A 26,952-nucleotide genomic window follows, 5' to 3' on the forward strand; every position below is an offset into this window, starting at 1 on the left:
CTTTCGATTTTTAGCCCGAGAGCCACTGGCTTTCGAGAGGAGTCTCACAAACAGCCACGGGACCGCTTCGTGGGGAGTGCCGTTAGACGGCCTCTATCGACTCGATGAGACGGCACTTTCGACACACGTCACCCGCCGTCTTCGACCCGCAGCGCTCGCACTCGTTGAGGTCAACCTGTCCGTCACCGCGGTACTCGCGGGCGGTCAGTTCAGCCAGTTCCTCGTAGCCAGCCATAATCGAGTGGCGTGTTCCGGGGTGGTTCTCTTCGAGCTTCAAGAGAAGCTGTTGAATCTCGCCGCGGTAGGCTTCCGAGGAGTGAGGACACTCCGTGATGTGCGCGGGGAGGTCCTTGAGGTGCGCGTAGAGCGCGACTTCCTTCTCGGGAATGTCGCGCAGCGGTTTGGCCCGGGGGATGAAATCACCAGCATCCCGGCGCTTGTCGAACGACCCGATACTGGCGTCGAAGTGCTTCGCGACCTGTTTGACGTCGCCTTCGAGGAAGTTCATCAGCGCGGTCTGTGCCTCGTCGTCGAGGTTGTGACCGGTCAGCAGTTTGTCCGCCCCGTACTCGTCGGCGAAGCGTTCGAGCAAGTCGCGTCGGAACACCCCGCAGTAGGCGCATGCGGCCATGTTTTCGGGGTCTTTCTCGACGACGTCGTCCATCCGGACGCCGAACTCCTCTTCGTACGACACCATCTCGTGGCGCATGTCGAGGTCGTCAGAGAGTTCGACACAGGCATCGACTGACTTGTCGCGGTAGCCTTCGATACCCTCGTGGATGGTGAGCGCGATGAGTTCGATTCGCGGGTCGCGCCCGAACGTCTCGTCGAGGATGTGGGTGAGAACGACGCTGTCTTTGCCGCCCGAGAGGCCGATAACCCACGTTTGCGGGTTCTCCGGCGTTGCGTCTCGGGGGAGCATGTCGTCCTCGCGGATGCGGCGGCGGACTCGTTTCTCGACCGAGGCACAGAAGTGGTCCTCACAGAGATGTGCCCCGGAGTAAGCCGCGTGCATTACCGCGTCGCGGCCGCACTTGTCGCACTCCATTGCCGGTCGCTTGCCCGGCAGGAGGGATACGGGTTTCGCCTCGGAACGGCCGGTGTGGCGTCGGACCTCCGTGAGAGGGCCACCGCAACCGACGCGAAACCGGTTTCCCTTTCCAACCCGCATCGTCACGCGATGGACAGAGACGCTGCCCTGGACCGCGTCGAAGCGATTGTCGATGCGGTCGAATCCGAGACACTCCCCGTCCCCGTCCGCGAGGTGTGGGTCTACGGCGACGTGGCCCTCGGTCTGGACCCCCTCGACCGCCTCGACGTGTACGTGACGAAGGACATCCTGCTTCGCGGCGACAACGAAGCGGCCGCGGAGTTCGAAGCCAACCACGGCGTCAAAGGCGTCGGAAAGAGCGTCCGTGCAGAGTGGGCCCGCGAGAATCCTGAGCTGATTCGGGCGAATTCGAACGGCTACGCCGCGCCCGAGAAGTGTCTCGCCGCGCACCTCCTTCCAGACAACGAGCCAATCCACCTCGAAGTGTGTAACGCCCCGTTCGAAGACAACGTCACACAGCGGCTGAAGGGCGCGTTGGCCCGCGAGAAGTACGAACAGATTCTCGACCCTCGCGGTGTCTGTCTCTACGCGGACGGCCAGCGCTCGCCGAACGCGATGGAGAAATTACGAAACGGCGAGTTTGCCTTCCCGACGCTCACCGGCGCGCTGGAGATGCTCGGCGTCGAGTCTGACGAGGCCGATGCGGCCGTCGAAGCGATGCGCACCTACCGCGCCGAACAGACGGGGACGACAGTCCGCGGCGACGTGGTGTAGTATCTGAGTCGAGTCCGCCACCTGAGTCGGGGTCCGCCCCCCGACTCGACGATGCGGCCTGCGTGCTGTCACTCGACCTCTTTTTACGAGGAGTTCTCAGACGCGACCCGTCGTCACGTCGAACGGGACGACCTCTGCCCGGCGGTAGTCACCGTCACGAATCTGTCGGACGACTTCACGGCCCATCTGTCGCCACTCGCGTCGGACCGATTCGTAGGAGTCGTCGCCGAGTCCGCGCCGGAGGTCCGCCTCGTGTCGGTCGAGTCCCTCGCCGGTTGCCTTCTTGGCCGCGCTCCGAACGTCGTACTCGTCGTACGGCGGTTGGACTACCTTTCGGTGGTGATAGCGGCGGGTACCGACGACCGACAGGCCAACGGCGGAAAACAGGTCGGTCACGCGTGTGCCGAGCGCGACATTCGTCTGGACGCCGTCGAGGAAGGCGTCTCTGACGCGACGTTCGAGCGAGACTTCCGCGTCGACGGTCGAATCGACGCCGACAGCAGCGTTGTCGGGTTCGACCGTCGCTACGAGGTCTGACGAGACGCGGGCGAACTCCGCAAGTGCGGCCGTCGGGTCGGGAAGGTTCACGAGGAGTGCCTGACAGACGACGAGGTCGAAACTGCCGTCTGCGAAGGGAAGCTGCGTCGCATCGCCTGCGACCACCTCGATTCCCGGGCACTCGGCAGCGACCGAAAGCAGGTCGGTATCGGCATCCACGCCGACGACTTGGGCGTCGGACGACTCGGCGAGGACGTGCGTAAACTCGCCCGTTCCGCACCCCACGTCGAGGATGCGGGTTCGTCCATCGAGGTCCAGGTCGGAAAGCGAGGCGCGGGAGTCCTCCCACATGCCCTGCCGCGTCCGACGGAGGTACGATTCCGAAAAGCGTCGCACATCCGAATTCGGGCGTGGCGCGGCAAAAGTCAGTCGGTGTCGAGAGATTCAGCGCCCCGGAGGAATCACTCGCTCTGCCGAGTGCGGAGCGCCGCAGCCACGAGCGCAGAGAGGGAAGCGAGAAGCCCGAATCCGGCAGCGTTGGTCGTAGTCGCGGTTGCGCTGGGCGTCGTCGGCTGCGTTGTCGAGGCGGTGCGTGTTGTTGTGTCCGTGGGCGTCGCAGTCGACTGCTCGGGGGCCGCCTCGACGGTCACGGCGACCCCTGCGTGGTCCGATGGCCACAGGTTCCCGGCCGGGGTTTCGACGCGGATTGCGTCGTCGTGAGCGAATCGAGTAGGATTCGAGGTCGTCAGGCCGCGGACGAACACGTGGTCGACCGTCCGGTCGAGGTCACCACCGGTCAAATTACTGCGCCGACAGCACGTCGGCCCAATGTCGGCAGTCACCGGGGCGAAGGACGCGGAAATTCCCTCGTAGGCTTCGCCGCCCGGTTTCGAGTTCGTGTCGCCGACGATGGCAACTGGACCCTCGTGTCCGTTCGCCCAATCTGTGAGTTCGGCCGCCTGTGCGACTCGAACTGCCCGACTCGCCCGTTCGAGGTGTGTTGACGCGATAGTGAACGATGGCCCGTCGGGGATAGCGACCGTCGCGGCCGAAAAGCCGCGTGAGATGTCGACCGACCTGTCACCTGCCTCCCCGAGTACGACTTCGAGTGTGGCGTCGAACGTCTCGTTCCGAAGTTCGGTCGCCTCGACACCCTCCCGGACGAGTACGGCGTCTTTGTCGTGGAGGCTCACGGTCGTCTGAGTTCCGTCGATGACACCCGGCAGCGAGACGGCAGACGTCTCGGAGACAGCGGCGACACGGTAGCTTTCGGGTCCCTCGTTGAGGGCCGCAGTCAGTTCTGCGAGGAAATCGATGGTACCCTCGCCGGTGGCGTAGACCGACGAAGCCTCCTGAAGTGCGACGACATCTGGTGCGACGGCCAACAGTTCGTCCGCGAGCACGCCCATCCGTTCGGAGACGGCGCTCGCCTCGACGGACTTGTACAACTCGCCGACGATACGCTGTAGTTCCGCCTCGTCGCTCGCAGAGAGAAGCGGCGCGAGACTCACGCCGAGTCCGAGGTTCAACGTGGCGATTCGAGCGTTTCCCGACGGCGAAGCGTGCGCTGTACCGGCAACCGAAGCGGCAAACGGAAGAGCCGTCGCACATCGGAGGACGGTACGACGGGTCCAACGGGAGGGCGTGTCGGACAGTGAGGACATCTGTCTGACAATTATGACGGAAGGCCGATAATCGTTGTTCGAAATGTCAGACTTTCTTCAGTTGCCGTCGGCGCGGAACTCGCGGACGCGGTCGATGTTCCACTCGTAGCTCTTTCCGTTTTCCGTCGGCGTCTCCAAGACGAGCGGGACGTCGTTGTCGACGATAGCGTCGTGGTTGATGAACGCGCGCATTCCCTCCTCGCCGATGAGGCCCTCGCCGATGTGAGCGTGTTCGTCTTTGTTCGTCCCGCAGTCGTGTTTCGAGTCGTTCAGGTGGACGCACTTGAGGTGTTCCAGACCGACCTCAGAATCGAGTTCTTCGAACGTCTCTTCGACGCCCTCGGGTGTCGAGAGGTCGTATCCCGCGGCGAACGCGTGGGCGGTGTCCAGACAGATATCGAGGTCCTGTTCGGACTCTTCGAGGACGTATCCGAGGTGGGCGAAGTCGTCGCCCATCTTGGTTCCCGACCCGGCGTCGGACTCGATGAGGACGGTGACGCTCTCGGGGATGTCGAGTTCGTTGAGGACGGAGACGGCGTTGTCGAGGCCCTGCTGTTCGCCCGCGCCGGTGTGGGCACCGAGGTGGACGTTTACGTAGGGAATGTCGAGTGTGGCCGCCGCATCGACTTCCTTCTGCATGGAGTCGAGAGACTTCTCGCGGAGGCCGTCTTTCGGCGTACAGAGATTGACGAGGTACGAGGTGTGGATGACCCACGGCCCCTCAAGCGAGTCGGCCGTCCCCGTGAGGAAGGCCTCGGCCTCGTCGTCGCCGATGTTGGGGTCCTGCCAGACCTGCGGCGAGTGCGTAAATATCTGTCCACAGTTCCCGCCGACATCGAGTTGGTTTCCAACCGCGTTGTCGACGCCACCGGCGATAGAGACGTGTGCTCCTACTCGCATGCCGAACTCCACGGGGTACCCGAACAAAGGGACTTCGGAGTTGGCCGATTCGGCTTCCGAATCTCTGGGTCGCTCTCGTTTACGAATCTCTGGGGGTGCGCCGGACCCAGTCGTCGCTCTGGTATTTCTCTTCGACGCGCGCTCGCGCCCGTTCGAGTTCGTCGTCGGTCCACGACCCTTCCTCGGCATCGACGAAGGCCGCCAGTTTCGACTCCAGCACCTCGACGAACTGCTCGCGAGACACGTCGACGAGTTCGTCGATACCGACGACGCGGTCGCGGAACTCGCCGGGAGTCACGTCGTGGCCGGAGTACACGTCGAGGTGGGTGTCGGCGTCGACCGAGTACGTAAGCGACCCGTGTTGGACGACAGCGTCGCGGCGGCGGTACTGGGCGTTCCCCGCGACTTTCCGACCCTCGGCGACCATGTCGTGGGCCGGATGGAGCGCACGGAGATAGCACGCCGGGTGCCAGATGACGGGCATGTCGTCCTCGACGAAGTCCACGTCGACGCCGACCGCTCGAATCGCGTCGAGAATCGGCTTGCAGAGGAGGTGATAGCAGTCCATGAGGTCGCCCGGCAACTCGGCTTTCGGCGCGACGATGGAGTACGCAACGTCGCCGTAATTGTCGTGGTAGATGCCGCCACCACCGGTCGGGCGGCGTGTCACGTCGATTCCCTCGCGTTCGCAGTAGTCCCAATCGACCGTCTCGGGGTCCTGTCCGTAACCGAGCGAGAGACAACTCGGTTTCCACGAATACACGCGAACCGTTCGAGGACCGCCCTGTGCGGCCGTCTCCGCCGCGACTTCGTCGAGTGCCATCTGCATCGCCCCCGGGCGGACGTCTTCACGAATCAATCGCCACTCCCGGTCGGAAAGCGCGTCCGACGCGTCGTTCATAGTCGAACATGGAACATCCGGGAGAAAGCGATTTCGACCGCGCTCGCTTACGGGGCGTCGTCTGTTCGACGACGGGTGCGCCGTCTACTCCGCTCAGGGACGTCGTCTGTTCGACCGCGAGGGCGTCGTCTCGTCGACACGAGCGATTCGATTAAACCACGCCGCCGTGACGTACCTCCATGCACGTTCACCGCCTCGCCTTCGCCGCGAAAGACCCTATCTCGCTGTGTGACTTCTACGCCGAGACGCTCGGGTTCGCCCCCGTTCCGGGGTCGCAACGCTCCGTGGCCGCGGGCGAGACGACAGTCTGGTTCGAACTCGGCGACACGGACCCCGGTCACTTCGCGTTCACCGTCGATGCCGACATCGACTCCGTGGTCGCGTGGCTGGACGACCATGACATCGACATCCTCGAAACCGGCGAGGGACCGAGCATCCGATTCAACTTTCTCGAATGTGACTCGGTGTACTTCGAAGACCCAGAGGGGAACGTCATCGAGTACATCTGCTACGACGGGCAGTCTTCGGGCGCGTTCGACCCGGTGACGGACCTCGGCGAAGCGACGGAAATCGGCATGACCGTTCCCGAAGTCGTTCCGTTCGTCGAGGCGCTTACCGACGCGCTCGACATCGAAGCCATGGAGGAATTCGATGAAGGCGACCTCGTCTTCGTCGGTGACAGGAACGCACGGTTCGTGGTCGCTCCCGTGGGTCGGCCGTGGTACCCCACGGACCGAGAGGCGAGGGTCGGTCCGGTGTCCGTCCAGTGTGATGCCACCGGAACCTTCGAACCCGAAGGACTCCCGTACCGCGTGAACGTCGAATAACGGACGCTTCCGCTGTCGTCTATGTGTCGGCCCCGCTCCGAAGTGCCTCCAGCGCCTCGATGTCTTCTTTGAGGTACTCGGGTGCGTCGTCGTGGTCGCGAATCTCCTCGGGCGAAAGCCAGTGCACCGCGGCCACCTCCTCGGGAGCGCGGGCGTGTGCCTCTCCGCCCTCGTACTCGCAGAGCGTGACGACGTTGAGACACTGCGTCCCGGCGGCCTCGAAGGTCCGACTGAGAACGTACTCGACCGCACCGACCTCGACACCGACTTCTTCGTCGAGTTCGCGTTGGGCGGTCGCTTCGATTGGCGCAGTCTCTCCCGGTGACTGCTCGACCTTCCCACCGGGGAACGCCAACATACCGGCCGCGTGTTCTTCCGCTTCCGAGCGCTCGATGAGGAGATACGTCCCGTCTCGGACGACTGCCCCTTCGACGTTCACGACGTATGCGTACTGGTCCATGTGACCGAGTGATACTCCGCCCCAAGGATAGTGGCTTTCGTTTGATACTCCTGCTGGAGAGTCGAGACGGCGTGGTCCTCACCGCTCTCCGCATCTCTGTGCATCGATAGCCGTCTCTCAGCGCAGTACCTCGATTCTGTATCGCCGTATGAGATTTATCGAGGAGGGTTCGCCGACTCGCGGGCCTTTTACCCCTTGGTCGCAGAACACCTCTCATGGTACGGAACGTCGCAGGCGTGATGGCCGAACTCGAGTCTGAGGACTTCTATCTCCTCTCGGGCGTCGAGCAGGGCATGCGCTTCAGCGAGTGGGTCAACCGCGAGAAACTCCCGAAGAACTCCGGGTTGACGAAAGAGGAGGTCGACTACCGCATCGACCGCTGTATGACCCGCGAACTCATCGAGCGCAAGACCATCCAGTACGAGGGGTACAAACTCACGGTCGAAGGGTACGACGCGCTCGCGCTTCGGACCTTCGCGCAGCGAGACACCATCCAGGGCGTCGGCGCACCACTGGGCGTCGGAAAGGAAAGCGACGTGTTGGAAGTGCAGTCGTTCAAACCCCTCGCCCTGAAGTTCCACCGCGAAGGCTACACCAACTTCCGCGAGGTTCGCCGCGAACGGGACTACACCTCCGACAACCACCACGTCTCGTGGCTCTACACCGCACGCAAGGCGGCCGAACGTGAGTACGATGCGTTGGAGACGCTCTTCCCACAGGTGTCGGTCCCCCGCCCGGTCGACCACAACCGCCACGCTATCGTGATGGCGAAACTCGACGGTGTCGAACTCTCGAAGGCGAAACTCGCCTCCGAGCAGGTAGCGGGCGTGCTGGGGCTGATTCTCGACGAGATGGCCTCCGCGTACGAAGCCGGGCTCGTCCACGCCGACATGTCCGAATACAACGTTGCCGTCGGCGAGCGCGGCATCACCATCTTCGATTGGCCGCAAGCGGTCCCGACCGACCACGACAACGCGCGGGAACTCCTCGCGCGCGACGTGAAAAACATCGTCGGCTACTTCCGGCGGAAGTACCCCGCCGAGATACCGGACGGCATCGACATCGACTCGCTAACCGATGCCGTCGCCAGCAACGACTTCGAACGCGTGGAAGAGTTCAGCGCCTGAGACGCCTGGAATCAGTACTCCCCTCGGTATGTCATTGGTCTAAAAGGGGTGTTGGAACTCCTTCTTCGCACGAGTCGTCCAGACATCGGAACTGTGACGAGTTGTGTCCACGCCGGCAGACACATCAGTACGCTTCCAAAAACAGGTTTCAGGAACCTCGCTTACAAAATATCAATTCAGCGACTATTTTTGTGGCTGACACCCGTGTGTTGTGGTAATGCATCACCCGACAGAACCTCGCGTTATCGCCATCTGTGGAAGTTTACGCGACCACAGCAAGACGCGTATCGCCCTCAGAGAAGCACTCGAAGCGGCAGACGACGCGGGTGCATCGACAGAACTCGTCGACTTACGAAACTACGAGTTACCGGCACTGAACGCCGTCGATTCCGACGTTCCGGATGCACAACGGCTCAAAGAGACTGTCAGTGACGCGGACAGCGTCGTCCTCGGGACGCCCAACTATCACGGGTCGTACTCAGGCGTGCTGAAAAACGCACTCGACTACTGTGGGCGCGACGAGTTTTCCGAGACAGTCGTCGGACTGCTCGAAGTGGCTGCGGGACAGTTTCCGGGGACTGCCCTCGTCCACCTCCGAATCGTCTGTCGCACCCTCCGCGCGTGGACGCTCCCGACCGAAGTTGCAATCCCCGATTCGCACACGATGGTCACCGAGGCGGGTATCCGAGAGCAGGCGTTAGCGGAGCGGACCGCCCGATTGGGTCGTGAACTCGCGAGGTACGCTGGTGTCCCTCACTACCCGGAATTGGTCAGGCACGGAAGCGAGCAAACGGCTGCTGGGTCGGGGGAGTGAGCGAGCAACTCGACTGAGACGGCCAGAGAACCGTATCTCGCCCGCAATAAATCAAATACCGCGATATAGAATGTTCAGATGGGCATCTCACGTCGTCCCACGAGCAATTACCGACGCGTTTCAGCGTCGGACTCACTGAGCGTCTCGTGAACCGCGAGGACGAACGCCGGGACGACGACCATGAAGAGGTGTTCTTCCAGCGGGATACCGAGCAGGTCGATGCCCGTCCGCAACTGGATGGCGAAGATGCCGACTTCGAGCGAGTACCAGTCCCAGACGTACGCGACGGGGTAGACGACAGCGATAGTTCTGACCACCCGGAGTGCCGCCTCGCGCCCGGTGCGGACGAGAACGAGGGCGGCGACGCCACCGAAGAAAATCTCCGTCGCGAGATAGGTGTAGGGTCCGAGGATACCGATATCGGGGAGCGGAACGCTAGCGAGCGGGCGAAAGGCGACAGCGACGACGAGGAAGGCGAGAAAGACGTACGACCCGCGAACGAGCAGCATCGTCGCGAGTTTCGGCGTCGCACCACGGGCGACGAGGACGACGAGCGCGAACGGGACAGTCGCAACCGCCGCAAAGGGTGGGAACTGGCCCGTAATCGACCCCGCGACGACGAAGAAGAGACCAGCGCCGATGAGGGCGTATGCGAGTCGAAAGGCAGCATCCAGGCCCAGAGCGACCGAGGCGGTTCGCTTGTCGATGGACCGGTCGAACTCGTAGTCCGTCGCATCGTCGATGATTTTGACGCCGGAGAGTACGAGGAGGAAGACGCCCGCAAACGCGAGCGGTGCTGCGGCGAGTGTGGCGGTCTGGACGTAATAGCCGCCGAGGATGCTGAGGGCGATTCCGAGCGGGTATCCAACTGTCGCAGTCACGGGGTTCGTATCCAACTGCGGGGCGTGAAGATATCCTAACAGCCACCCCGGAACAGTGAGAAAGAGGATACCAGCATCGACCAATCCGACGAGCGCTGCGGTCGAAAGCACGAATCCGAGCGTCGCGCCACCGAGGCCGAGGTAACACCCGCGTCGAGTCATCGGGTGGTCGTCGTCCTCGCCCCGGTGGTAGAAGTCGATGTAGCCGTCCTTGACGTGTGCAGTGTACACTCCGAAGAACACCGCGGCGGCGTGGAACACGCCCGGCACGAGTGCGAACTCCCCCGCGAGAATAGCACCGAACCACGACGCCGCCAGCGGCGGGAGCATGAACACCGGATGGACCTGTGAGGCGAGCGCACCGAGCGCCGCTTTCGCTCCCGACCCGTGTCGTGCGATAGACATACCCTAGCATAGTTGTCAATCACCTAAAACACTGCACAAGACCCGAGAAAACGACCGCGACCAGTGTCAGGAGACGGGTCGAAGTTCGACGTATTCGGCTTCGAAGTCCTCGACGAACGCGCCGAGACCGCCGATGCTGTAGATACCGTCGTCGGTTTCGATGACGAGCGTGTTCTCGACCGGGAAAGAGTTGTTCGCAGGTTCGAGAAGCCCCTGCCGGATGTCGACGATGCGGCCTTCGAGTTCGGACGGGCCGTCGGTGTGGACCATTCGTCCGTGGGCGGTCACTTCGAGGTCGGTGCCCTCGCGTTCGCAGAGCGCGGCCTGCAAGACGGCGTGGCGGAAGTTGTGGTACGTCGCCGGGACCGGGTCGGGGTCGGTGATGTACGCCTCCGCCGCCATCGGCCAGTAGTTCCCGAAGAACGACCCGACGATGACCGGGCCAAGGTGGGGTTGTGCGAAGACGATTGCCTGCGACTCGGTGTTCGACCGCGAGACCATCTCGCCGGGCGCGACGAGACCGATGCGCGAGTCCACGGTGAGCATCGTCGGCATGAGTTCGTGCCAGACGCGGACGAGAGACGCGAGGCCGTCGAGCGAGAGTTCCTCGTGCGGTTCGACGCCGCTGATGACAAGCGAGATGAGAACGCCTCGTTCCCGGGCCGCCCGGAGTTCGTCTTCGACTTCGTCGATGACATCGTACGGCAGCGAGAGCGTGATTTCGGACTCGGCGCGGCCGACGAGTTCGGCGATGCGCTTGATGACGGTGACGCGCGATTTGATGACCTCGAACCGTTCTTCGTCACGCGCGGTAGCGGTGTATCGCGCTTCAAGCGCGGGACGCATCGACGCGACGTTCTCGGAAAGCGATTCGATGACCTCGGCGGGCGGGCGGGGACGAATCGTCGTCGGAACCACGTGGTCGTTGACCTCGACGAAGCCCCGCTCTTCGAGTTCCTTGCTCACGCTGTAGACGTAGCGCTTAGAGACACCCGCCGCGTTGGCGATTTGACTCGCCTTCGCCTCCCCGAGTTCGAGGAGGGTAAGATACGTGTCGACGACCTTCTCGGAGAGTCCGAACTGCTCCAAGTGGTCGGCGAGTTCGCGGTCGTCCATGATGTACGTGTCATCGACCACGGTACTTAATCACTCCACTCCGGCGTGTTGGGCTGGTCGAACGAGCACGGTCCGCGCCGCTCGTACAACCCGTCGGTCAATCGCTTGTACAACCCGACCGTTGGTTTTCGGAAGCGGTCCTGACAGGCCATACGGTGGAGTTCACCGGTGGGGTGGAGAGCATTTCGGAACGCCATGAAAGTTTGAATGAGCATTACACCAAAGTTATTATCCACGGGGAACAGACGAGTCATCAATGCAACTACGTGACGCACTCGCTGATTACAAGCGACACGCGGACCACCCGACGCGGTTTCCGGGCGAGCGACGGACGACGAGTGGCCTCTTTTCTGGACTCCGTGACCGATTAGTTCACGTCGAGACGGACGGGTCGGTGCGCGATTTCGGCTATCCGCTGTCTGGCCACTGGGGGGTCGAGCGCTCTCGATTCGGCGTGCGACCGACGGGTGGCGAAGCGGCCGTCGAGTGGTTCGACGACGGCGCGGCCCAGTCGTACGTTGGCGACAGTGGTCTTGTCGTCACGGAGCACGAGACTGCCTTCGGAGACGTGACGCAGTACGACCTGACGATAGACGACGCGCATGTCACGCGCTTCGAAACCGAGGCCGATGTGGAACTCGTCGCGTTCGTCCACTTCCACCCGGACGGCCGTGACACGCTCGTCGGACAACTCACCCACGGCGACGCCGTCGAAGTGTACCACACCGACGAACACGACTTCGTCGCGTCGAGTCCGTCGTTCCAGACCGTCGAGGGACGCGTCCCCGAACAGTTCGACGAACTCCTCGCCGACTCGCTCGTGGAACTTCCCCGGCCGCGGACCGACGACCGCTACGAAGAAGGCCAGTTGAGCGGTGCTGTCGTCGGCACCGTCCCGTTCGAATCCGGGTCGGCGACCATCGGCCACCTCGTCACCGACGACACCGAGACGCGACGCGGTGATGCGCTCGAAACCGTCCGTTCCGTGGTCGAACTGGAGCGCGACGAACTCGAAGTGCGCGCCGCGAACGGTATCGCCGGGACCGTTCCGGACCACGCCGAAGCGGGAGCGATGCGCGACGACCTGCGCGTCCTTTCTCTCCTCTCCGGTCCGCTCGGTCTCCGTATCGCAGGTCCCGACTTCGACCCCTACTACGCCTATTCCGGTGGGTACGGCTACACGTGGTTCCGCGACGACGCCGAAATCTCTCGGTTCCTCTTCGAGTCCGACGAACGACTCGGTCTCGACCTTGACGACTGGCACGCCCGCAGCGCCCGCGCCTACTGCCGGACCCAGCGCGACGACGGGTCGTGGCCCCACCGCGTCTGGCCGTTCGACGGTTCTCTCGCCCCCGGGTGGGCGAACGCCCGTCTCGAATCGGGTGACGACGCCGACTATCAGGCCGACCAGACGGGCAGCGTCATCGCCTTCCTCGCGTCCTACTACGGTGAGTGCGAGGACGAAGCCCTGCGCGCCGACATCGAAGCGACGCTCGAAACCGCGCTCGACAGCCTCGACGATACGCTCGGCGAGGACGGCCTGCCCGTCAACTGCCAGAACGCGTGGGAGAACATGACCGGTCGCTTCAGCCACACGGCGGCGACGTTCCTCGAAGCGTACGCGGCGCTCGCTACGTCCAGTCTCGACGACGACCTGACCGGCCGCGCCGCCGAGCGCGCCCGCGAAGTCTACGACGGAATCGACCTGCTCTGGAGCGACGAGCGCGAGTGCTACGGACTTCGACTCGAGGACGGCGAACTCGACGACCGCTACGATTCGGCCGCCCTCGCACTCGTCTCTGCGCACCGCGCCTACGACCGACTCGAACGCGTCGACGACGACCGACTCGACCGACTCGTCACCCACGTCGAATCCGTCTTCGACGGCCTCTGGCACGACCCTGACGAGAGCGACGTGAAGGGTCTCGTCCGCTTCGAAGGCGACGACTGGCGGATGCGCGAGCAGTCCTCGGAGAAGATTTGGACCGTCTCGACCGCGTGGGGTGCGAACGCCGCCGTCGAACTCGGTGCGCTGCTCGCTGCCCACGACGACGAGCGCGCGGGCGACTTCTTCGACGAGAGTCGGTCGCTCCTCTCGCTTGTCCTCCCCGATGGTCCCCTCTGTACCGACGAGGGCTACCTCGCCGAGCAGTTCTTCGACGACGGCACGCCGGACAGCGCGACGCCGCTCGGATGGCCACACGCGCTTCGACTGGCGACGCTGGCGACGCTGGCAGAAGAAGGCGTTGACGAGGTTCAGACGGTATAGGAACGCGGACAAGATTCAGACAGCAGAGGGACGCAGACGGCAGCGGAAACAAAAGAGAGAAGCGTCGATTTTTTTCCAGCAGACTGGTTTCACCAGTGCGTTCGCGTCTACGAGAGGTGGTGGCGAGGCCTTACTGTATCGGCGCGGCCTTCTGTTTCGAGTCGCGGTACAACAGCGATTCGCCGGTCTGCTTGTCGAAGACGTGGAGGTCGGATTCGTCGAACGTGACGCGGACGGTGTCGCCGGGCGACGGTTCGATACCGGAGTCGACGCGGGCGATGAAGTCTGGCGCGACGTCGAGATGGAGGTAGTTGTCCGACCCGATGGGTTCGAGCACTTCGACGGTCGTTCGGATGGCGTTCGACTCGTCGGTCGTGGTGACGATATCCTCGGGGCGGACACCGACGCGAACAGATGGTTCACGGATTTCGTCGCGGAGGTTCGCGGCGAAGTCGTCGGACAGTTCGTACGAGAACGGGCCGTCGTCGGCGACGAGAACCGTCGTGTCGCCCTCGCGTTCGAGCGTCACGTCCACGAAGTTCATCGACGGCGACCCGACGAACCCGCCGACGAACTCGTTTGCGGGGTTCTCGTAGACATCCTTCGGGCGGCCGACCTGCTGGAGTTGCCCGTCTTTCAGGATGACGATACGGTCACCCATCGTCATCGCCTCCTCCTGGTCGTGGGTGACGTACAGGGCGGTGATGCCGAGTTCGTTCTGAAGGCGCTGAATCTCGGTACGCATCGTCGTCCGAAGCTTCGCGTCCAGATTGGAGAGGGGTTCGTCGAACAGGAACACGTCGGGCTCCCGCACGATAGCGCGGCCGAGCGCGACGCGCTGTTTCTGCCCGCCGGAGAGTTCGTCCGGTTTGTCGTCGAGCAGGTCTTCGATACCCATCATCCGGGCCGTCTCGCGGACGCGCTCCTCGCGTTCCTCCTTGGAGAGGTCGGTGCTCATCCGCAGACCGAACGCCATGTTCTGCATGACGGTCTTGTGCGGGTACAGCGCGTAGTTCTGGAACACCATCGCCACGTCGCGCGTGCGGGCGCTCTGTTCGGTCACGTTCTCGTCGCCGATGCGAATCGTCCCGTCAGACGGCGATTCGAGTCCCGCGAGCATCCGAAGCGTCGTCGACTTCCCGCACCCGGAGGGTCCGACGACGGTGATGAACTCGCCGTCCTCCACATCGAGCGAGAGGTCATCGACGGCGACGACGCGGCCCCTGTCGTACTCCTTTCGGAGCATTTCGAGCGTGATTGTTGCCATTATCTCCATGACTCGGTGTGCCAAAGTATAGTTCTTCCCCTATCTTTCGAATCTATGAAGCACAATTTCGTAGTAGTTTTATATTGCCGTGAGAGACCGTGAGATGCGTCTGAATGAGAGAGTCCGTCCCTGTCTGGGGGACCTAGACGCACTTCTGGCACACAATTTTTGCCTCCACCACCCCACCGTGGAGCGAGCACACCAGCGCGAGAGACGTGGCAATAGAGAATGAAAGATTGTGGTGTATTCGAATGATTTAAGATGTGAACAACTTATTCATCAATTATTCACACCATGGCACTGAATCGCAGAACCCTACTGAAGAACCTCGGCGTGGCTGGCTCTGCTGCTGCGCTCGCGGGTTGCGTTGGCGTCCAAGAGAGTTCCTCCGGCGACTCCGGTGGCGAATCCGGCGACACGGGCGGCGAGTCCGGCGGCGACGAGACCACCGAAAGCAGTGCAGACGAGTCGGTCGACCCCGGCACGGCGACGGTCTGGTACTCGCTTCCCGAACCGGAGATTCCCGGCCGGAAGTCGGCGCTCGAAGCGTTCAACGAAGAGTCGAAGCACACGGTCGAAGGCGCAGACATCTCCGACATGCGCAAGAAGACGACGAGTGCGATTCCCGCCGGGCAGGGTCCGCAGTCGTTCGAGTGGGCCCACGACTGGGCCGGTGACTACTACCAGCGCGGGTTCGTCGCCGACCAGAGCGGCCAGGTCGATGTCGACCTCGACGTGTTCACGGGTGCCGCCCGCGAGGCAATCCAGTTCAACGGGAAACTCGTCGGGCTCCCGCACGACGCGGAGACCGTGGCGCTCGTCTACAACAAGGACATCGTCGACGAACCGCCGGAGACGGTCGCCGACATGGTCTCCGTGATGGAAGAGTACCACGACCCCGGAAACAACCAGTACGGTCTCGGCCTGCCCTTCGCGGACGCGTACTTCCTCAGTGCGTGGGCACACGCCTTCGGCGGGTACTACTTCGACGACTCGGCGGACGAGCGCATCGGCGTCGCGCTCCCCGAGACCATCGAGGGCGTCCAGTTCGCCGTCGACAACTTCGTGCCGTACATGCCGAACGACCCGGCCTACGAACCGCAGGCGGCCGCGTTCGCAGAAGGCAACGCCGCGTTCGCAATCAACGGCCCGTGGTACCTCTCGACGCTCAACGAGAAGGGCGTCAACTACGGCGTGACCAAACTCCCCACCCCCGAAGGTGGCTCGCCGAAGCCGTTTACGGGTATCACGATGTGGTACTTCGCCAAGGCGATGGAGGAAGGCGGTGCCGACGCCGCCGCCGGTCGCTCGTTCATCGAGTGGTACGCGACCAACGAGGACCTCGCGCTGACGGCTGCCGAAGAACAGGGCAGCATTCCGGTCCTCAAGAGCCTCGTCGAGAGCGGCGACCTGCCAGAGAACGTTCAGGGCTTCTCCGAAGCCGTCCAGCAGGGCCAGCCGATGCCAACCCACCCGGACATGGGGAAGGTGTGGGACCCGGTCAAGGCCGCGCTCACGAAGGCGTTCAACGGCAAAGACGTGAAGAAGGCGATGGAGACCGCCGACGCAGAGATTCGCAGCAACCTCGAATAACGACCTAAGCCAATGAGCACCGCATCACGTGTTGCCCGCCGCGTCGAGGACATTCCGTTTCTCGACAAGCGAGACGCTTCGCTCCTGTTCGTCCTTCCGGGACTGTTCGTCTTTTCGGCGTTCATGCTGTTTCCGGTCGTCTACCTCATCGGTATCTCGTTTACCGATGCTGCGCCGGCGAACCTGTTCGCCGGGGAAGGCGCACTCTCGGTTTTGACGTTCGGCGAGGCGGCATTCATCGGCATCGAGAACTACGCGGACGTACTGTTCGGCGGGACGTTCAGCATCGTCCTGTTCGACCGCACCCTCGTGACGCTTCCCATCAACGGGCAGTTTTGGAACTCCTTCGGAGTGACTTGGCTGTTCGTCGCCACGAGCGTCACGCTGAAGATAGCCTTTAGCCTCGCACTCGCGCTCGTCGTGACCAGCGAGCGCGTCCGCGGCAAGCGCATCATGCGCTCGCTTATCATCCTCCCGATGGGGCTGCCGTCTATCTTCACCATCACCGTCTGGCGCGGTATCTTCAGCTCCGCGGAGTTCGGACTGGCGAACCAGGTGTTGGCGATATTCGGGTTCGACACCGTGTCGTGGCTCAGCGAGCGCTGGCTGGCGTTTGCCGCCTACAACGTCACCGAGATGTGGCTCGCGTACCCGTTTATGGTCATCATCACGGTGAGCGCGCTACAGGACGTTCCCGACGAACTCCACGAAGCAGCAACCGTCGACGGCGCGGGCTACCTCTCGCGGTTCTTCCACGTCACGCTGCCGTCTATCAAACGGCCCGTGTTCTTCGCGTCCATCCTGACCGCGGCGGCGTCGTTCCAGCAGTTCCTCATCCCCTTCGTCTTCAACGAAGGTGGACCGGCACGCCAGAACGAACTCATCGTCGTTTACGGCTACCGCGAAGCCCTCTCGTTCGCCGAGTACGGGCGCGGTGCGGCGATTAGCATCATCGCGCTCCTGTTCATCGGGGCGTTCATGTGGCTGAACGTCAAGCGCGGCCGACTCGCCGACGGGGTGAACGACGCATGAGCCTCCTCGACACCATCGGCCAGAAGCTGAAGGGGGACGCCCAGAACGTAGCGAAGGCCCCAGTGGAAGCGGTCCAGGACATGCAGTACACCGCCGCAGCCGTCAGGCGCGGCGACGTGTCGCCGATAGAGCCGTTGAAGACGGTCGGCGCAACCGTCGGCGCACTGGTCGTGGTCAGTCTGCTCCTGTTCCCGATTTACTGGATTCTCATCGCCGCACTGTCCGGAACCGGCGGGTCGATTTACTCGTCGGGCGGGCTGAAGCTCTTCCCGGAGGCACCGTCTTTGGTGCCGTTCCTCTGGGTCGTCGGCGACCTCATCGTGCCGGGATACGACATCTCGTTCAACATCCCGGCGACGAACTCGGCTATCGTGTTGAGCACGCCGCAACTCACGTTCCTCGACGTGAGTGCGCTGCGACCGAGGACCATCGGCCGAATCGCGTTCGGCTCGGTCGAGTTGTTCCCCGGCTTCGGGGTCGAACCCGTCGAGAATCCGTCGTCGTTCAAGTCGTTCTTCTGGAACAGCCTGACGGTGGCGATTCCGACGGTCATCATCGCGATGACGCTCATCGTGCCAGCCGCCTACGCGCTGTCGCGTCGTGAGTTCATCTTCCGCCGGAAGATTCTGTTCATCTACGTCCTGTTGACACAGGTCGGTGGTGGACTCGGAATCGCGCTGCTCATCGGACTGTACACGGTGTACGTCCAACTCGGCATCAACGACAACAAGCTCGCGCTGGCGGTGTACTACGCAGCGACGGCAGTCCCGTTCAACACGTGGCTCTTGAAGACCTACATGGACGGGATTCCGGTCTCCTACGAGGAAGCCGCGCTCGTCGACGGTGCGCCCCCGTGGCGCGTCGTCGTCGAGATTATCATCCCGCTTTCGACGGCGGGACTGGCGACGGTGTTCATCTTTACCTTCCTCACCGGATGGACTGAGTTCGTCGTCGCACAGACGCTCCTCGGGACGAGCAACTACACGCTCCCCGTCGGGCTGTACTCGCTCATCAGTGAGTACTCGATTCCGTGGGCGCGCTTCTCGGCGTTCGCCCTCACGTTCGCCTCTCCCATCATGCTCGTGTACCTCTTCGCACAGCGGTACATCGAAGGTGGGCTGTCGTTCGGCGGCGTCGAAGGCTAAGCCGGAACGCCCTCGGTGGGGTTCCCTTTTATATTTTCAGCCAACTCCATAGAATCATCTTTGATATATCTTAAACCAATATCTCTAGAACTAGAAGAAAATTATATGTGATGAGGTAGTCATTCACATATTATGCCACTCGATAGGCGAACATTCCTGAAAGGGCTTGGACTGAGTACAATCGGTATCGCTGGAAGCACCGGCGCTGGAAGCGACGACCTCGCATTCGTCTCGCAGGCGGCCGCGGGGACGCCGCCCGAACAGACCGTGAACTTCGCGGAGAACGTCATCTACCAGATTATCTCGGACCGATTCCGAGACGGTAATCCGGACAACAACGCGACGGGCGAACTCGCGAGCGACGACTGTTCGAACCTCCGGAAGTACTGCGGCGGCGACTGGCAGGGCATCATCGACAAGATTCAAAGCGGCTATCTGACCGACCTCGGGGTCTCTGCCGTCTGGATTTCTCCGCCGTTCGAGAACATCACCGCCGTCGACTCGGACATCGGAACCTCCTATCACGGCTACTGGGCGCGCGACTTCACGGACACGAACCAGTTCTTCGGCGATATGGAGACGTTCAAACAACTCGTGGACGTGGCCCACCAAAACGGCATCAAGGTGGTCATCGACTTCGTTCCGAATCACACCTCGCCGTCGACTTCCGACGACGAACTCGAAGACGGCGTCCTCTACGACAACGGAAGCTACGTCGCCGCCTACAACGACGACCCCGAGAGCTACTTCCACCACAACGGCGGGACCGACTATTCGAGCTACGAGGACCAGATTTACCGCAACCTGTACAACCTCGCCGACTTCGACCAGCACGAGGCGTACATCGACCAGTATCTGAAAGACGCCATCAAGCAGTGGCTGGATACGGGCATCGACGGCATCCGGGTCGACGCCGTCGCGCACATGCCGCCGAAGTGGCAAAAGACGCTCGTCGATACCATCTACGACCACCGACCGGTGTTCACCTTCGGCGAGTGGTTCCTCGGCGCGGACCAGTCGAATCCGCGGTATTACGAGTTCTCGAACGACAGCGGCATGAGCCTCCTCGACTTCCGGTTCGGACATGAAATTCGGCAGGTTCTCCGCGACTTCACCGACGACTGGTACGGCTTCAGGGACATGCTCCAAGAGACCGCCGCGGAACACGACCAGGTCATCGACCAGGTTCCCTTCATCGACAACCACGACATGCCGCGCTTTACCGTCGAGGGCGGCGACACCCGGAACACCGACATGGCGCTTGCGGTCCTTCTGACCTCGCGCGGAACGCCGGCCGTCTACTACGGGACCGAGCAGTACCTCACCGGCGGCAACGACCCCGAAAACCGCAAGCCGATGCCGTCGTTCGACACGACGACGACCGCATACAAGGTGATTCAGGAACTCACCGCACTCCGGTCGTCGAATCCGGCACTCGCCTACGGCGACACCGAAGAGCGGTGGATAAACTCGGATGTCTTCGTCTACGAACGCGAATTCGGGGACAACGTCGTGCTCGTCGCTATCAATCGGAGTCTCGACTGGTACGATGTCTCCGGTCTCCACACGTCGCTTCCGGAGGGGACCTACGACGACGTGCTCGGCGGCACGCTCGACGGATTCACCGCGACCGTCAACGCCGACGGTTCGATTGACACCTTCTCGCTCAGCCCGCAGACCGTCTGCGTCTGGGAGTACACCGGCACCACGACCGAACCGGCGCTCGGCCACGTCGGCCCGACGATGGGACAACCCGGCCACACCGTCGTCCTCAGCGGCGACGGCTTCGGCAGCACCGAAGGGACAGTCGAGTTCGGCACGACCAGCGCATCCGTCACCTCGTGGTCTGACACGGAAATCGAGGCGACCGTTCCCGCCGTCTCGGGCGGCTACTACGACGTGACGGTCACGGACGCAAACGGCGTCCAGAGCACCCCGTTCTCTGGCTACGAGGTGCTCTCGGGCGACCAAATCTCGGCGCGGTTCGTCGTCAACGACGCGACGACGGACATGGGCGAGAACGTCTACGTCGTCGGCAACGTCCACGAACTGGGCAACTGGGACGCAGACCGTGCCGTGGGGCCGTTCTTCAATCAGGTCGTCCACGAGTACCCGAACTGGTACTACGACGTGAACCTCCCCGCTGGGACGGACATCGAGTTCAAGTTCGTCAAAATAGCCAGCGACGGGACCGTCACGTGGGAGTCTGGGTCGAACCGAACGTACACCACGCCGACGGACTCGACCGGTGAGTACACCGGGACGTGGAAGTGACCGGCGAGTAGCACATCATCCGCGAAAACCGCTGTGTTGCTCCCGCTACCGCGGGACTGACCGTGTCGTCTCGATAACCGACCCATTTTCATCCACAACGACCCGAAGCATCTCGTCGCCCTGCCGAATCGGCACCGAGACTGAAAGCGGGTCCTCCGAGACGACCGCCACGTCGCTGTCGTCGAGACAGAAGTCGAACTCCCAGAACGGGCGGTCGTCGGGACCGGTTCCGTGGTCCGCGAGGAACGAGACGACCGTCGGGTCGGCCAAGAGTCGGAGTCCAATCGTGGTCGCGATGGACGCGCCGCAGTCGCGGCAGTCGCTCACTGCCGGATAGTCGAGATGGTGATGCGATTCGGCTTCGACTCGCGTGGTCATTCGACCGTGACAGTACGGACAGACGCCCCGGTAGGCCAGCGTGAAATCCCGCCAGACGCAGGTTCCGTAGGCTTCGAAAAGCGAGTCGACATCGCGGGTCGTCCGCCCGCGCGGGGGGAAATACCCGTAGTGGACGAGCGTCGAACAGTCGGGACAGGCGATTTCGACGTTCTCGTCGGCGTACCGCGCTCGAAGGTGGCTTCCACAGGACGGACAGGAGGCGTCGAGGGGACGCTCTTCGGGTGGTGGTGACTCGCCGAATCGTTCGTCGGTGACGATTTCGACCGCTTTCGACCCCGCCGCGCGGAGTTCGTAGCCGTCCTCGCGTTTGTTGACGAACCGGCCGACGAGTTTGGTGAGGTGGTAGTTGAACCGGCCGCTGTCTTCGAACCCCGCCGCCGACTGGAGTTCGACGAAGGACTGCCGTCCACCGTTTCGAAGTGCGACGAGGATGGCGATTCGGTCGGCGTCCGCGAGTGCGCCGATTGCGTCGGCCGCCTGCTCGGCGTCGACGGAGACTGTTCCCTCGTCAGCGTTCATACTCTTCACGCGGGCGCGACCGAGAAAACATCTTGCGCTCGGCGGTAGCCAGTCGAGTGAGCGGACGGGTGGGCAGTCGAGTGAACTGAAGAAGTCTTCACACGCGCGCACGTGGACGACCTAAATTGCGGCGCGGGGTTCCGAATTCGACCCTGTCGCGGCCGCTACGGAGGATGCCTCCGAAACGATATCTCACGAACAGAAGAAACCTTCAGAACAGCTTTATTGAGCAGTGTACCGCCCGAATAGGTAATGCATCACCCCGGACCGCCGCGGTTTACGACCGTCGGCGACCCAGTCGAACTCGCACCGCGAAACCCCGACCCCGATGTCACCTACCAGTGGACCCTCGTCGACGCGCCAGCGGAGTCGACCGCGGCGCTCTCGGATGCGCCCGTCGTCCACCTCGATGCGGACGTACCGGGCGTCTACGTCGCCGAACTCGACGCCCCCGACGGAACACACCGCGTGACCGTCCGCGTCTTCCCGGACCCGCGCCAGCCAGCGACGTTCTCCATCACGGCTGACGAGGTCGAACGGAATGCTGAGGGGACGGACAGCGACGCCGAAGACGATACCGACGACTTCGACCTCGGCGAAATCGAATCCGCGTCCGTCATCGGCCCCTTCAACGACTTTACGATGGGCGCAGACCGGGTCGAGCGCGACGGCGACGAATGGAGCGTGGACGTGCGACTCCCGCCGGGCGACCACGACGCGATTTTTGCGTTCGACGACGGGTTCGACCCGTACGCGACAGCCGAGGTGACTATCGAGGGTGCGGGCCGACCGAACATCCGGCTTGCTGGTCGCGTCGAAGATGACCAAGTCGTCGTCGAGGCGGAGGCACGCCCGGCACCCGACGGGAAAGAGCCGACAGTCGAGTTCTACTTGGACGACCGCGACGGCCTCTCGAAGTCGGGCGTCGAAATCGGCGACGACCGCGTGGTCATCGACCGGGCGAACCTTCCGGCCCTCTCGCGGGTTCACGCCGTCGCGGTGAGTGAAGAACCGCTCCCCGACGAGGATGGCGAGACCATCGAGCGAGCAAGCATCGCCGACACGCTCGAAATCCGTGCCGACGGCGAGGCGGTCGACTGCTCGAACCCCGCCGACGGTCCCGAGTGGCTGCGCGATGCGACGATGTACCAGATATTCGTCCGCGAGTTCGCCGGCGAAACTGTGGATACGACGTTCCGCGAAATCGAACGTCGCGTCCCATACATCGAATCGCTCGGCGTGGACGTGGTGTGGTTTACGCCCGTCTGTGAGAGCCCGACCCGGCACGGCTACCACATCACCGACTTCTTCGATACCGCGTCTGACCTCGGCACGCGCGAGGAGTTCGAATCGCTCGTCGACACGCTCCACGACGCAGGAATCACGGTCATCTTCGACCTCGTCATCAATCACACTTCGCGGGACCATCCGGCCTTCCAACTCCACCGGGCGGGCGTCGCCGAGTACGAGGACTACTACGAGCGCGTCCCGGCCGAACAGGACGCGACGGACATCGACTGGGCGGGCGACGACGCCCCCGGCATGTACTTCAACTGGGCGCGGATTCCGAACCTCAACTACGACTCACTGGCGGTTCGGTCGTGGATGCTCGACGTGGTCGACGAGTGGGTCGATGTCGTCGATGGCTTCCGGTGCGACGTGGCATGGGGCGTCCCACACGGCTTCTGGAAAGAGATTCGAGAGCGTGTGAAGTCCGAAAACGACGACTTCCTCCTCCTCGACGAGACGGTCCCGCGAGACGTTCAGTTCCGGGAAAACGAGTTCGACTACCACTACGACACCGACCTGTACGACACGCTCCGCGACATCGGGACCGGTGACGCCCCGGCGTCCGCGCTCTTTGACGCGCTCGTCGAGGCGGACCACCACGGATTCCCCGACGAAGCGGTCCACATGCGCTACGTCGAAAACCACGACGAGACACGCTATGCGACCGAGTGCGAGGAGGGGACTCTCCGCCCCGCCGCGGCGGCGACGTTCACTCTTCCCGGCGTACCCATGATTTACTACGGGCAAGAGCGCGGCGTCCCGGAACAGCGCGGGACGATGCGCTGGCACGACGGTGACGCCGACCTGACCGACTTCCACCGACGACTCGTCACCCTCCGAAACGACCACGCGGCGCTTCGCTCCGACCACGTGTCGAAAGCGAGCGTCGAAGTCGAGTTGGGTGATGCCGACTCGGTCGTCGCCTATCGCCGCGCAGGGGAAGATGAGTCGCTATTGGTCGTGTTGAACTTCGATTCGTCGCCTGCGATGGTGTCGCTCGGGCCGGGCTTCGAGACCGAGGACCTGCTCAGTGGGGACGATGTGGCGGCCGGTTCTAGTGTCGAGACGGCGGCAGCGAACTGCGTCGAAGTCGCCGGCGTGGTCATCTTGCGGGAGCGAGACTCGTCGTAATCGGGAGGTAGATAGACGAGCAGGTGGCGCTCGAAATCGAGATACTTCGAAGAGAGTTCGTCGGAGATGCGGACGTCGCCGTCGACGGGGTCCTCGTCGTCGAGGACGTACGGCCGCCAGTCAATGTCGGTTAGCACGTGTCCCGGATTCGAAAGCAGGGTGAAAGTCATATGTTTGAACGTTTCGTGTCTGCTGCCACCGTTCAGAGAACGACTATCCACCGACGAACCGTTGGTACACTGCTGTTTCGGCTCCGTACGCCAGATAGCTCGCCAACCCAAGCGAGAGAACAATCGGCACGAAGAGTGTGGTGAGAGACGAGTTGAATCCGGGCACAGAGATACCGGCGACGGCGAGAGCGACCGAACTGAGGCCCATCAAGAGGGAGAGTGTGAGCACCGACGGCAGAAAGATGACGAGAAATTCTACAGCGCGGTCGCCAGTACCACTCCTCTCAGTTAGCACGTAGCCACCAACCGCGCCAAGACAGGCAACCACAGCGATTCCAAGGCCACCATCAAGGCTGAAATTGGTTCGAGTCGCAATCAGGTACTCGCCGTACGCGACGAAGCCCGCCATTCCGAGAAAGAACCCAGCAACAGCACCCGCTACTACACCCAGTAGCCGCCCTCGGTTCTGACGATACCACTCCGTACCGACCCGATAGGCCAGCACGTACGACCCCACGAAGACTGATATCGCCGTGAGGGTCGGAAGGACGAAGAACGGAACAGTGTACAGCCGTTCTCCGAGTATCGACTGGAACGCCATCGTCGGAACGATTGCGAGTGTCCACCCGGCAACGAGCGACCCGACGAACACGACACGACTGCGGTGGGCCGACGCCGAAGTCGCTGCGTTTCTGTTCGTCACCCAGCGGTAGCCGCCGATTCCACCGACGACGAGACCGAACGGTGCTGCGAATTGAATCGACGTTACCCAATCGGGTGGGAAAAACGCCTCAGTCGTCGCTCGGTAGTAATTTCGGAGCAACTGAGCGAACGTATCCAGCAAAAACGCCTGCACCAACCCCCACTGAAGGGCAGCCACACGCGCCTGTTGCTTCGTGGAGGGGACATCCGGGGACGACATATTCAGCACGTTCCCCCGCACTTTATTTATAATGCATTGACACGTTATCTGCGTAGACTGCTGTGTGTGTCCTTTACACGCCAACTCTCAATCCGAAGTTCTTAACCCTCCCCTGTTGGTAGTTCCGCCAACTCGCTGGCATGCGGGCACGCCAGAGGGCACCCGTCACGTACGGGACGAAATGTGGTCTCCGAGGGATGTTCCCTCCAACGACTGAATCGCAAGCGCCCGCGGTGATATACAATGGCACGAAGCTTCTATTCCCACATCAAGGAAGCGTGGAAGACCCCGAAGGAAGGCAAACTGGCCGAACTCCAGTGGCAGCGAAAACAGGAGTGGCGCAACCAGGGCGCTATCGAGCGCATCGAGCGACCCACCCGCCTCGACAAGGCGCGTGAACTCGGCTACAAGGCCAAGCAAGGAATCGTCGTGGTTCGCGTCTCCGTCCGCAAGGGTGGCGCGCGCAAGCAGCGACACAAGGCCGGTCGCCGGACGAAGCGCCAGGGTGTCAACCGCATCGGTCGCCGCAAGTCCATCCCGCGCATCGCGGAGGAACGCGCCTCGCGCAAGCACCCCAACCTGCGTGTGCTGAACTCCTACGGCGTCGGTCAGGACGGCTCCCAGAAGTGGCAGGAAGTCATCCTCGTCGACCCCGAGCACCCGGCCATCCAGAACGACGACGACCTCAACTGGATCTGCGACGATGCCCACGACGGCCGCGCCTTCCGTGGTCTCACCAACGCGGGCAAGAAGAACCGCGGTCTCCAGAACCGTGGCAAGGGTACGGAGCACGTCCGTCCCTCCATCCGCGCCGGTCGCCGCCGCGGCAAGTAAGGCCCGCCCACCGCGTCAAATTCTCTCATTTATCGGCTGCTGAGCGACTGCTGTCGCACAGCAAGGAAGGTCCGTCAACTGTGGACTGCTGCGTTCGCTCCCCCAGATAAAAACAGAAGACTGGTCGGGTTACTCTCCTGGCGATTCCACCACGCCGAGTTGCTGCATGAGGCCCATCATGTTGGCATAGGACCAGGACTCAGCGAACTTCCCGTCTTCGATACGGACGATAACGACTCCCTGGATTTCAATCTCCTTCCCTGTTGGTTCGACCCCCATGAACTCACCGTCGTGGGTCCCAGTGGCCCGGTCTCGTCGGACTACCTTGTCGCCTTCAGCGATAAGGTCCTCGACCGTATATTCGAGGTCGGGGAATGCGGTTCGAACCATCGAGACAAACTCCTTGACTCCATCGGGGCCGTGATAGGGTTCGGGAACTGCAGGATTGCGCCCGACGTAGTCGTCTGCGACAAGCTCGTCGATGATATCCAGGTTGCCCTCGTTGATGGCCTCTTCCGGGAGTTTACGGGCTATCTCCTTGTTTTCGGCTTCCGTTGTTGACATGCGGTTCTCTCTCCACAGCGTTCGTTCCAAACATTCTCGCCCCCAGACCGCTCTCGCAACGAACGCTATCAATAACTTACACTGTATCCACGTTAACAATTGTCATAGTGGGTGGAGCGACGAAT

The 26,952-nt window shown here is 62.6% G+C and carries 24 protein-coding genes; 11 read left to right on the plus strand and 13 right to left on the minus strand.

Going from position 1 to position 26,952, the window contains the following annotated elements; translation table 11 throughout:
- Window positions 1-82 precede the first annotated feature (82 nt).
- Window positions 83-1,048: a TIGR00269 family protein gene (locus ACH9L7_RS10140; protein WP_396610595.1), complete on the minus strand. Its 966-nt coding sequence runs from the start codon at window positions 1,046-1,048 to the stop codon at window positions 83-85.
- Window positions 1,049-1,180: 132 nt separating this feature from the next.
- On the opposite strand from ACH9L7_RS10140, the gene ACH9L7_RS10145 reads away from it, so the two are divergent.
- Window positions 1,181-1,825: a hypothetical protein gene (locus ACH9L7_RS10145; RefSeq protein ID WP_396613260.1), complete on the plus strand. Its 645-nt coding sequence runs from the start codon at window positions 1,181-1,183 to the stop codon at window positions 1,823-1,825.
- Between the two features lie 96 nt (window positions 1,826-1,921).
- On the opposite strand, the gene ACH9L7_RS10150 is transcribed toward ACH9L7_RS10145, so the two are convergent.
- From ACH9L7_RS10150 to ACH9L7_RS10165, 4 genes are all read right to left on the minus strand, one after another.
- Window positions 1,922-2,674 (minus strand): class I SAM-dependent methyltransferase, encoded by a 753-nt coding sequence (locus ACH9L7_RS10150; protein WP_396613261.1) that lies wholly within the window; start codon window positions 2,672-2,674, stop codon window positions 1,922-1,924.
- 110 nt (window positions 2,675-2,784) lie between these two features.
- Complete coding sequence (locus ACH9L7_RS10155) at window positions 2,785-3,987, minus strand: endonuclease/exonuclease/phosphatase family protein (RefSeq protein WP_396610596.1); 1,203 nt, start codon at window positions 3,985-3,987, stop codon at window positions 2,785-2,787.
- A 57-nt stretch (window positions 3,988-4,044) separates the two neighbouring features.
- Window positions 4,045-4,887: a deoxyribonuclease IV gene (locus ACH9L7_RS10160; protein WP_396610597.1), complete on the minus strand. Its 843-nt coding sequence runs from the start codon at window positions 4,885-4,887 to the stop codon at window positions 4,045-4,047.
- 79 nt (window positions 4,888-4,966) lie between these two features.
- On the minus strand, window positions 4,967-5,788 hold the full coding sequence (locus ACH9L7_RS10165; protein ID WP_396610598.1) for a biotin/lipoate A/B protein ligase family protein: 822 nt from the start codon (window positions 5,786-5,788) through the stop codon (window positions 4,967-4,969).
- A 179-nt stretch (window positions 5,789-5,967) separates the two neighbouring features.
- Here ACH9L7_RS10165 and ACH9L7_RS10170 point away from each other — a divergent pair, with 179 nt between their 5' ends.
- Window positions 5,968-6,615, plus strand: a complete 648-nt coding sequence (locus tag ACH9L7_RS10170; RefSeq protein ID WP_396610599.1) for a VOC family protein — start codon at window positions 5,968-5,970, stop codon at window positions 6,613-6,615.
- A 19-nt stretch (window positions 6,616-6,634) separates the two neighbouring features.
- On the opposite strand, the gene ACH9L7_RS10175 is transcribed toward ACH9L7_RS10170, so the two are convergent.
- Window positions 6,635-7,075 carry an NUDIX domain-containing protein gene (locus tag ACH9L7_RS10175; protein WP_396610600.1) on the minus strand — a complete coding sequence of 147 codons (441 nt, stop codon included), beginning with the start codon at window positions 7,073-7,075 and terminating at the stop codon, window positions 6,635-6,637.
- A 215-nt stretch (window positions 7,076-7,290) separates the two neighbouring features.
- On the opposite strand from ACH9L7_RS10175, the gene ACH9L7_RS10180 reads away from it, so the two are divergent.
- On the plus strand, window positions 7,291-8,202 hold the full coding sequence (locus tag ACH9L7_RS10180; protein ID WP_396610601.1) for a serine/threonine-protein kinase RIO2: 912 nt from the start codon (window positions 7,291-7,293) through the stop codon (window positions 8,200-8,202).
- Window positions 8,203-8,419: 217 nt separating this feature from the next.
- A complete protein-coding gene (locus tag ACH9L7_RS10185) occupies window positions 8,420-9,016 on the plus strand; it encodes an NADPH-dependent FMN reductase (RefSeq protein ID WP_396610602.1) in 597 nt (198 codons plus the stop codon).
- A gap of 107 nt (window positions 9,017-9,123) precedes the next feature.
- On the opposite strand, the gene ACH9L7_RS10190 is transcribed toward ACH9L7_RS10185, so the two are convergent.
- The 3 genes from ACH9L7_RS10190 to ACH9L7_RS10200 form a co-directional block, all read right to left on the minus strand.
- A complete protein-coding gene (locus ACH9L7_RS10190) occupies window positions 9,124-10,302 on the minus strand; it encodes a lycopene cyclase domain-containing protein (protein ID WP_396610603.1) in 1,179 nt (392 codons plus the stop codon).
- Between the two features lie 66 nt (window positions 10,303-10,368).
- Window positions 10,369-11,418, minus strand: coding sequence for a TrmB family transcriptional regulator (locus ACH9L7_RS10195; RefSeq protein WP_396613262.1), 1,050 nt, complete (start codon window positions 11,416-11,418; stop codon window positions 10,369-10,371).
- A gap of 26 nt (window positions 11,419-11,444) precedes the next feature.
- Entirely contained in the window at window positions 11,445-11,633 is a 189-nt protein-coding gene (locus tag ACH9L7_RS10200; protein ID WP_396610604.1) for a hypothetical protein, read from the minus strand.
- A 41-nt stretch (window positions 11,634-11,674) separates the two neighbouring features.
- On the opposite strand from ACH9L7_RS10200, the gene ACH9L7_RS10205 reads away from it, so the two are divergent.
- Window positions 11,675-13,687, plus strand: a complete 2,013-nt coding sequence (locus tag ACH9L7_RS10205; protein WP_396610605.1) for a glucan 1,4-alpha-glucosidase — start codon at window positions 11,675-11,677, stop codon at window positions 13,685-13,687.
- Between the two features lie 130 nt (window positions 13,688-13,817).
- On the opposite strand, the gene ACH9L7_RS10210 is transcribed toward ACH9L7_RS10205, so the two are convergent.
- The gene (locus ACH9L7_RS10210) at window positions 13,818-14,954 is read right to left on the minus strand and encodes an ABC transporter ATP-binding protein (protein ID WP_396610606.1); all 1,137 of its coding nucleotides are present in this window, start codon (window positions 14,952-14,954) and stop codon (window positions 13,818-13,820) included.
- A 294-nt stretch (window positions 14,955-15,248) separates the two neighbouring features.
- Here ACH9L7_RS10210 and ACH9L7_RS10215 point away from each other — a divergent pair, with 294 nt between their 5' ends.
- The 4 genes from ACH9L7_RS10215 (at window position 15,249) to ACH9L7_RS10230 (ending at window position 20,998) form a co-directional block, all read left to right on the plus strand.
- Window positions 15,249-16,547 (plus strand): substrate-binding domain-containing protein, encoded by a 1,299-nt coding sequence (locus ACH9L7_RS10215; protein WP_396610607.1) that lies wholly within the window; start codon window positions 15,249-15,251, stop codon window positions 16,545-16,547.
- Between the two features lie 12 nt (window positions 16,548-16,559).
- Window positions 16,560-17,579, plus strand: coding sequence for a carbohydrate ABC transporter permease (locus ACH9L7_RS10220; protein ID WP_396610608.1), 1,020 nt, complete (start codon window positions 16,560-16,562; stop codon window positions 17,577-17,579).
- Complete coding sequence (locus tag ACH9L7_RS10225; RefSeq protein ID WP_396610609.1) at window positions 17,576-18,724, plus strand: sugar ABC transporter permease; 1,149 nt, start codon at window positions 17,576-17,578, stop codon at window positions 18,722-18,724. The genes ACH9L7_RS10220 and ACH9L7_RS10225 overlap by 4 nt, the downstream gene beginning before the upstream one ends.
- Window positions 18,725-18,856: 132 nt before the next feature.
- The gene (locus ACH9L7_RS10230) at window positions 18,857-20,998 is read left to right on the plus strand and encodes an alpha-amylase family glycosyl hydrolase (RefSeq protein ID WP_396610610.1); all 2,142 of its coding nucleotides are present in this window, start codon (window positions 18,857-18,859) and stop codon (window positions 20,996-20,998) included.
- Window positions 20,999-21,043: 45 nt separating this feature from the next.
- Here ACH9L7_RS10230 and ACH9L7_RS10235 read toward each other — a convergent pair whose 3' ends face one another.
- A complete protein-coding gene (locus ACH9L7_RS10235) occupies window positions 21,044-21,916 on the minus strand; it encodes a transcriptional regulator (protein WP_396610611.1) in 873 nt (290 codons plus the stop codon).
- A 252-nt stretch (window positions 21,917-22,168) separates the two neighbouring features.
- On the opposite strand from ACH9L7_RS10235, the gene ACH9L7_RS10240 reads away from it, so the two are divergent.
- Window positions 22,169-24,337, plus strand: coding sequence for an alpha-amylase family glycosyl hydrolase (locus ACH9L7_RS10240; RefSeq protein WP_396610612.1), 2,169 nt, complete (start codon window positions 22,169-22,171; stop codon window positions 24,335-24,337).
- 213 nt (window positions 24,338-24,550) lie between these two features.
- Here ACH9L7_RS10240 and ACH9L7_RS10245 read toward each other — a convergent pair whose 3' ends face one another.
- Window positions 24,551-25,429 carry a hypothetical protein gene (locus ACH9L7_RS10245; RefSeq protein WP_396610613.1) on the minus strand — a complete coding sequence of 293 codons (879 nt, stop codon included), beginning with the start codon at window positions 25,427-25,429 and terminating at the stop codon, window positions 24,551-24,553.
- Between the two features lie 243 nt (window positions 25,430-25,672).
- On the opposite strand from ACH9L7_RS10245, the gene ACH9L7_RS10250 reads away from it, so the two are divergent.
- Window positions 25,673-26,263 carry a 50S ribosomal protein L15e gene (locus ACH9L7_RS10250; protein WP_396610614.1) on the plus strand — a complete coding sequence of 197 codons (591 nt, stop codon included), beginning with the start codon at window positions 25,673-25,675 and terminating at the stop codon, window positions 26,261-26,263.
- Between the two features lie 129 nt (window positions 26,264-26,392).
- Here ACH9L7_RS10250 and ACH9L7_RS10255 read toward each other — a convergent pair whose 3' ends face one another.
- Window positions 26,393-26,827 carry an ester cyclase gene (locus ACH9L7_RS10255; protein WP_396610615.1) on the minus strand — a complete coding sequence of 145 codons (435 nt, stop codon included), beginning with the start codon at window positions 26,825-26,827 and terminating at the stop codon, window positions 26,393-26,395.
- Window positions 26,828-26,952 lie beyond the last annotated feature (125 nt).

Source organism: Haloferax sp. S1W (genome assembly GCF_044593955.1).
Classification (GTDB): Archaea; Halobacteriota; Halobacteria; order Halobacteriales; family Haloferacaceae; genus Haloferax.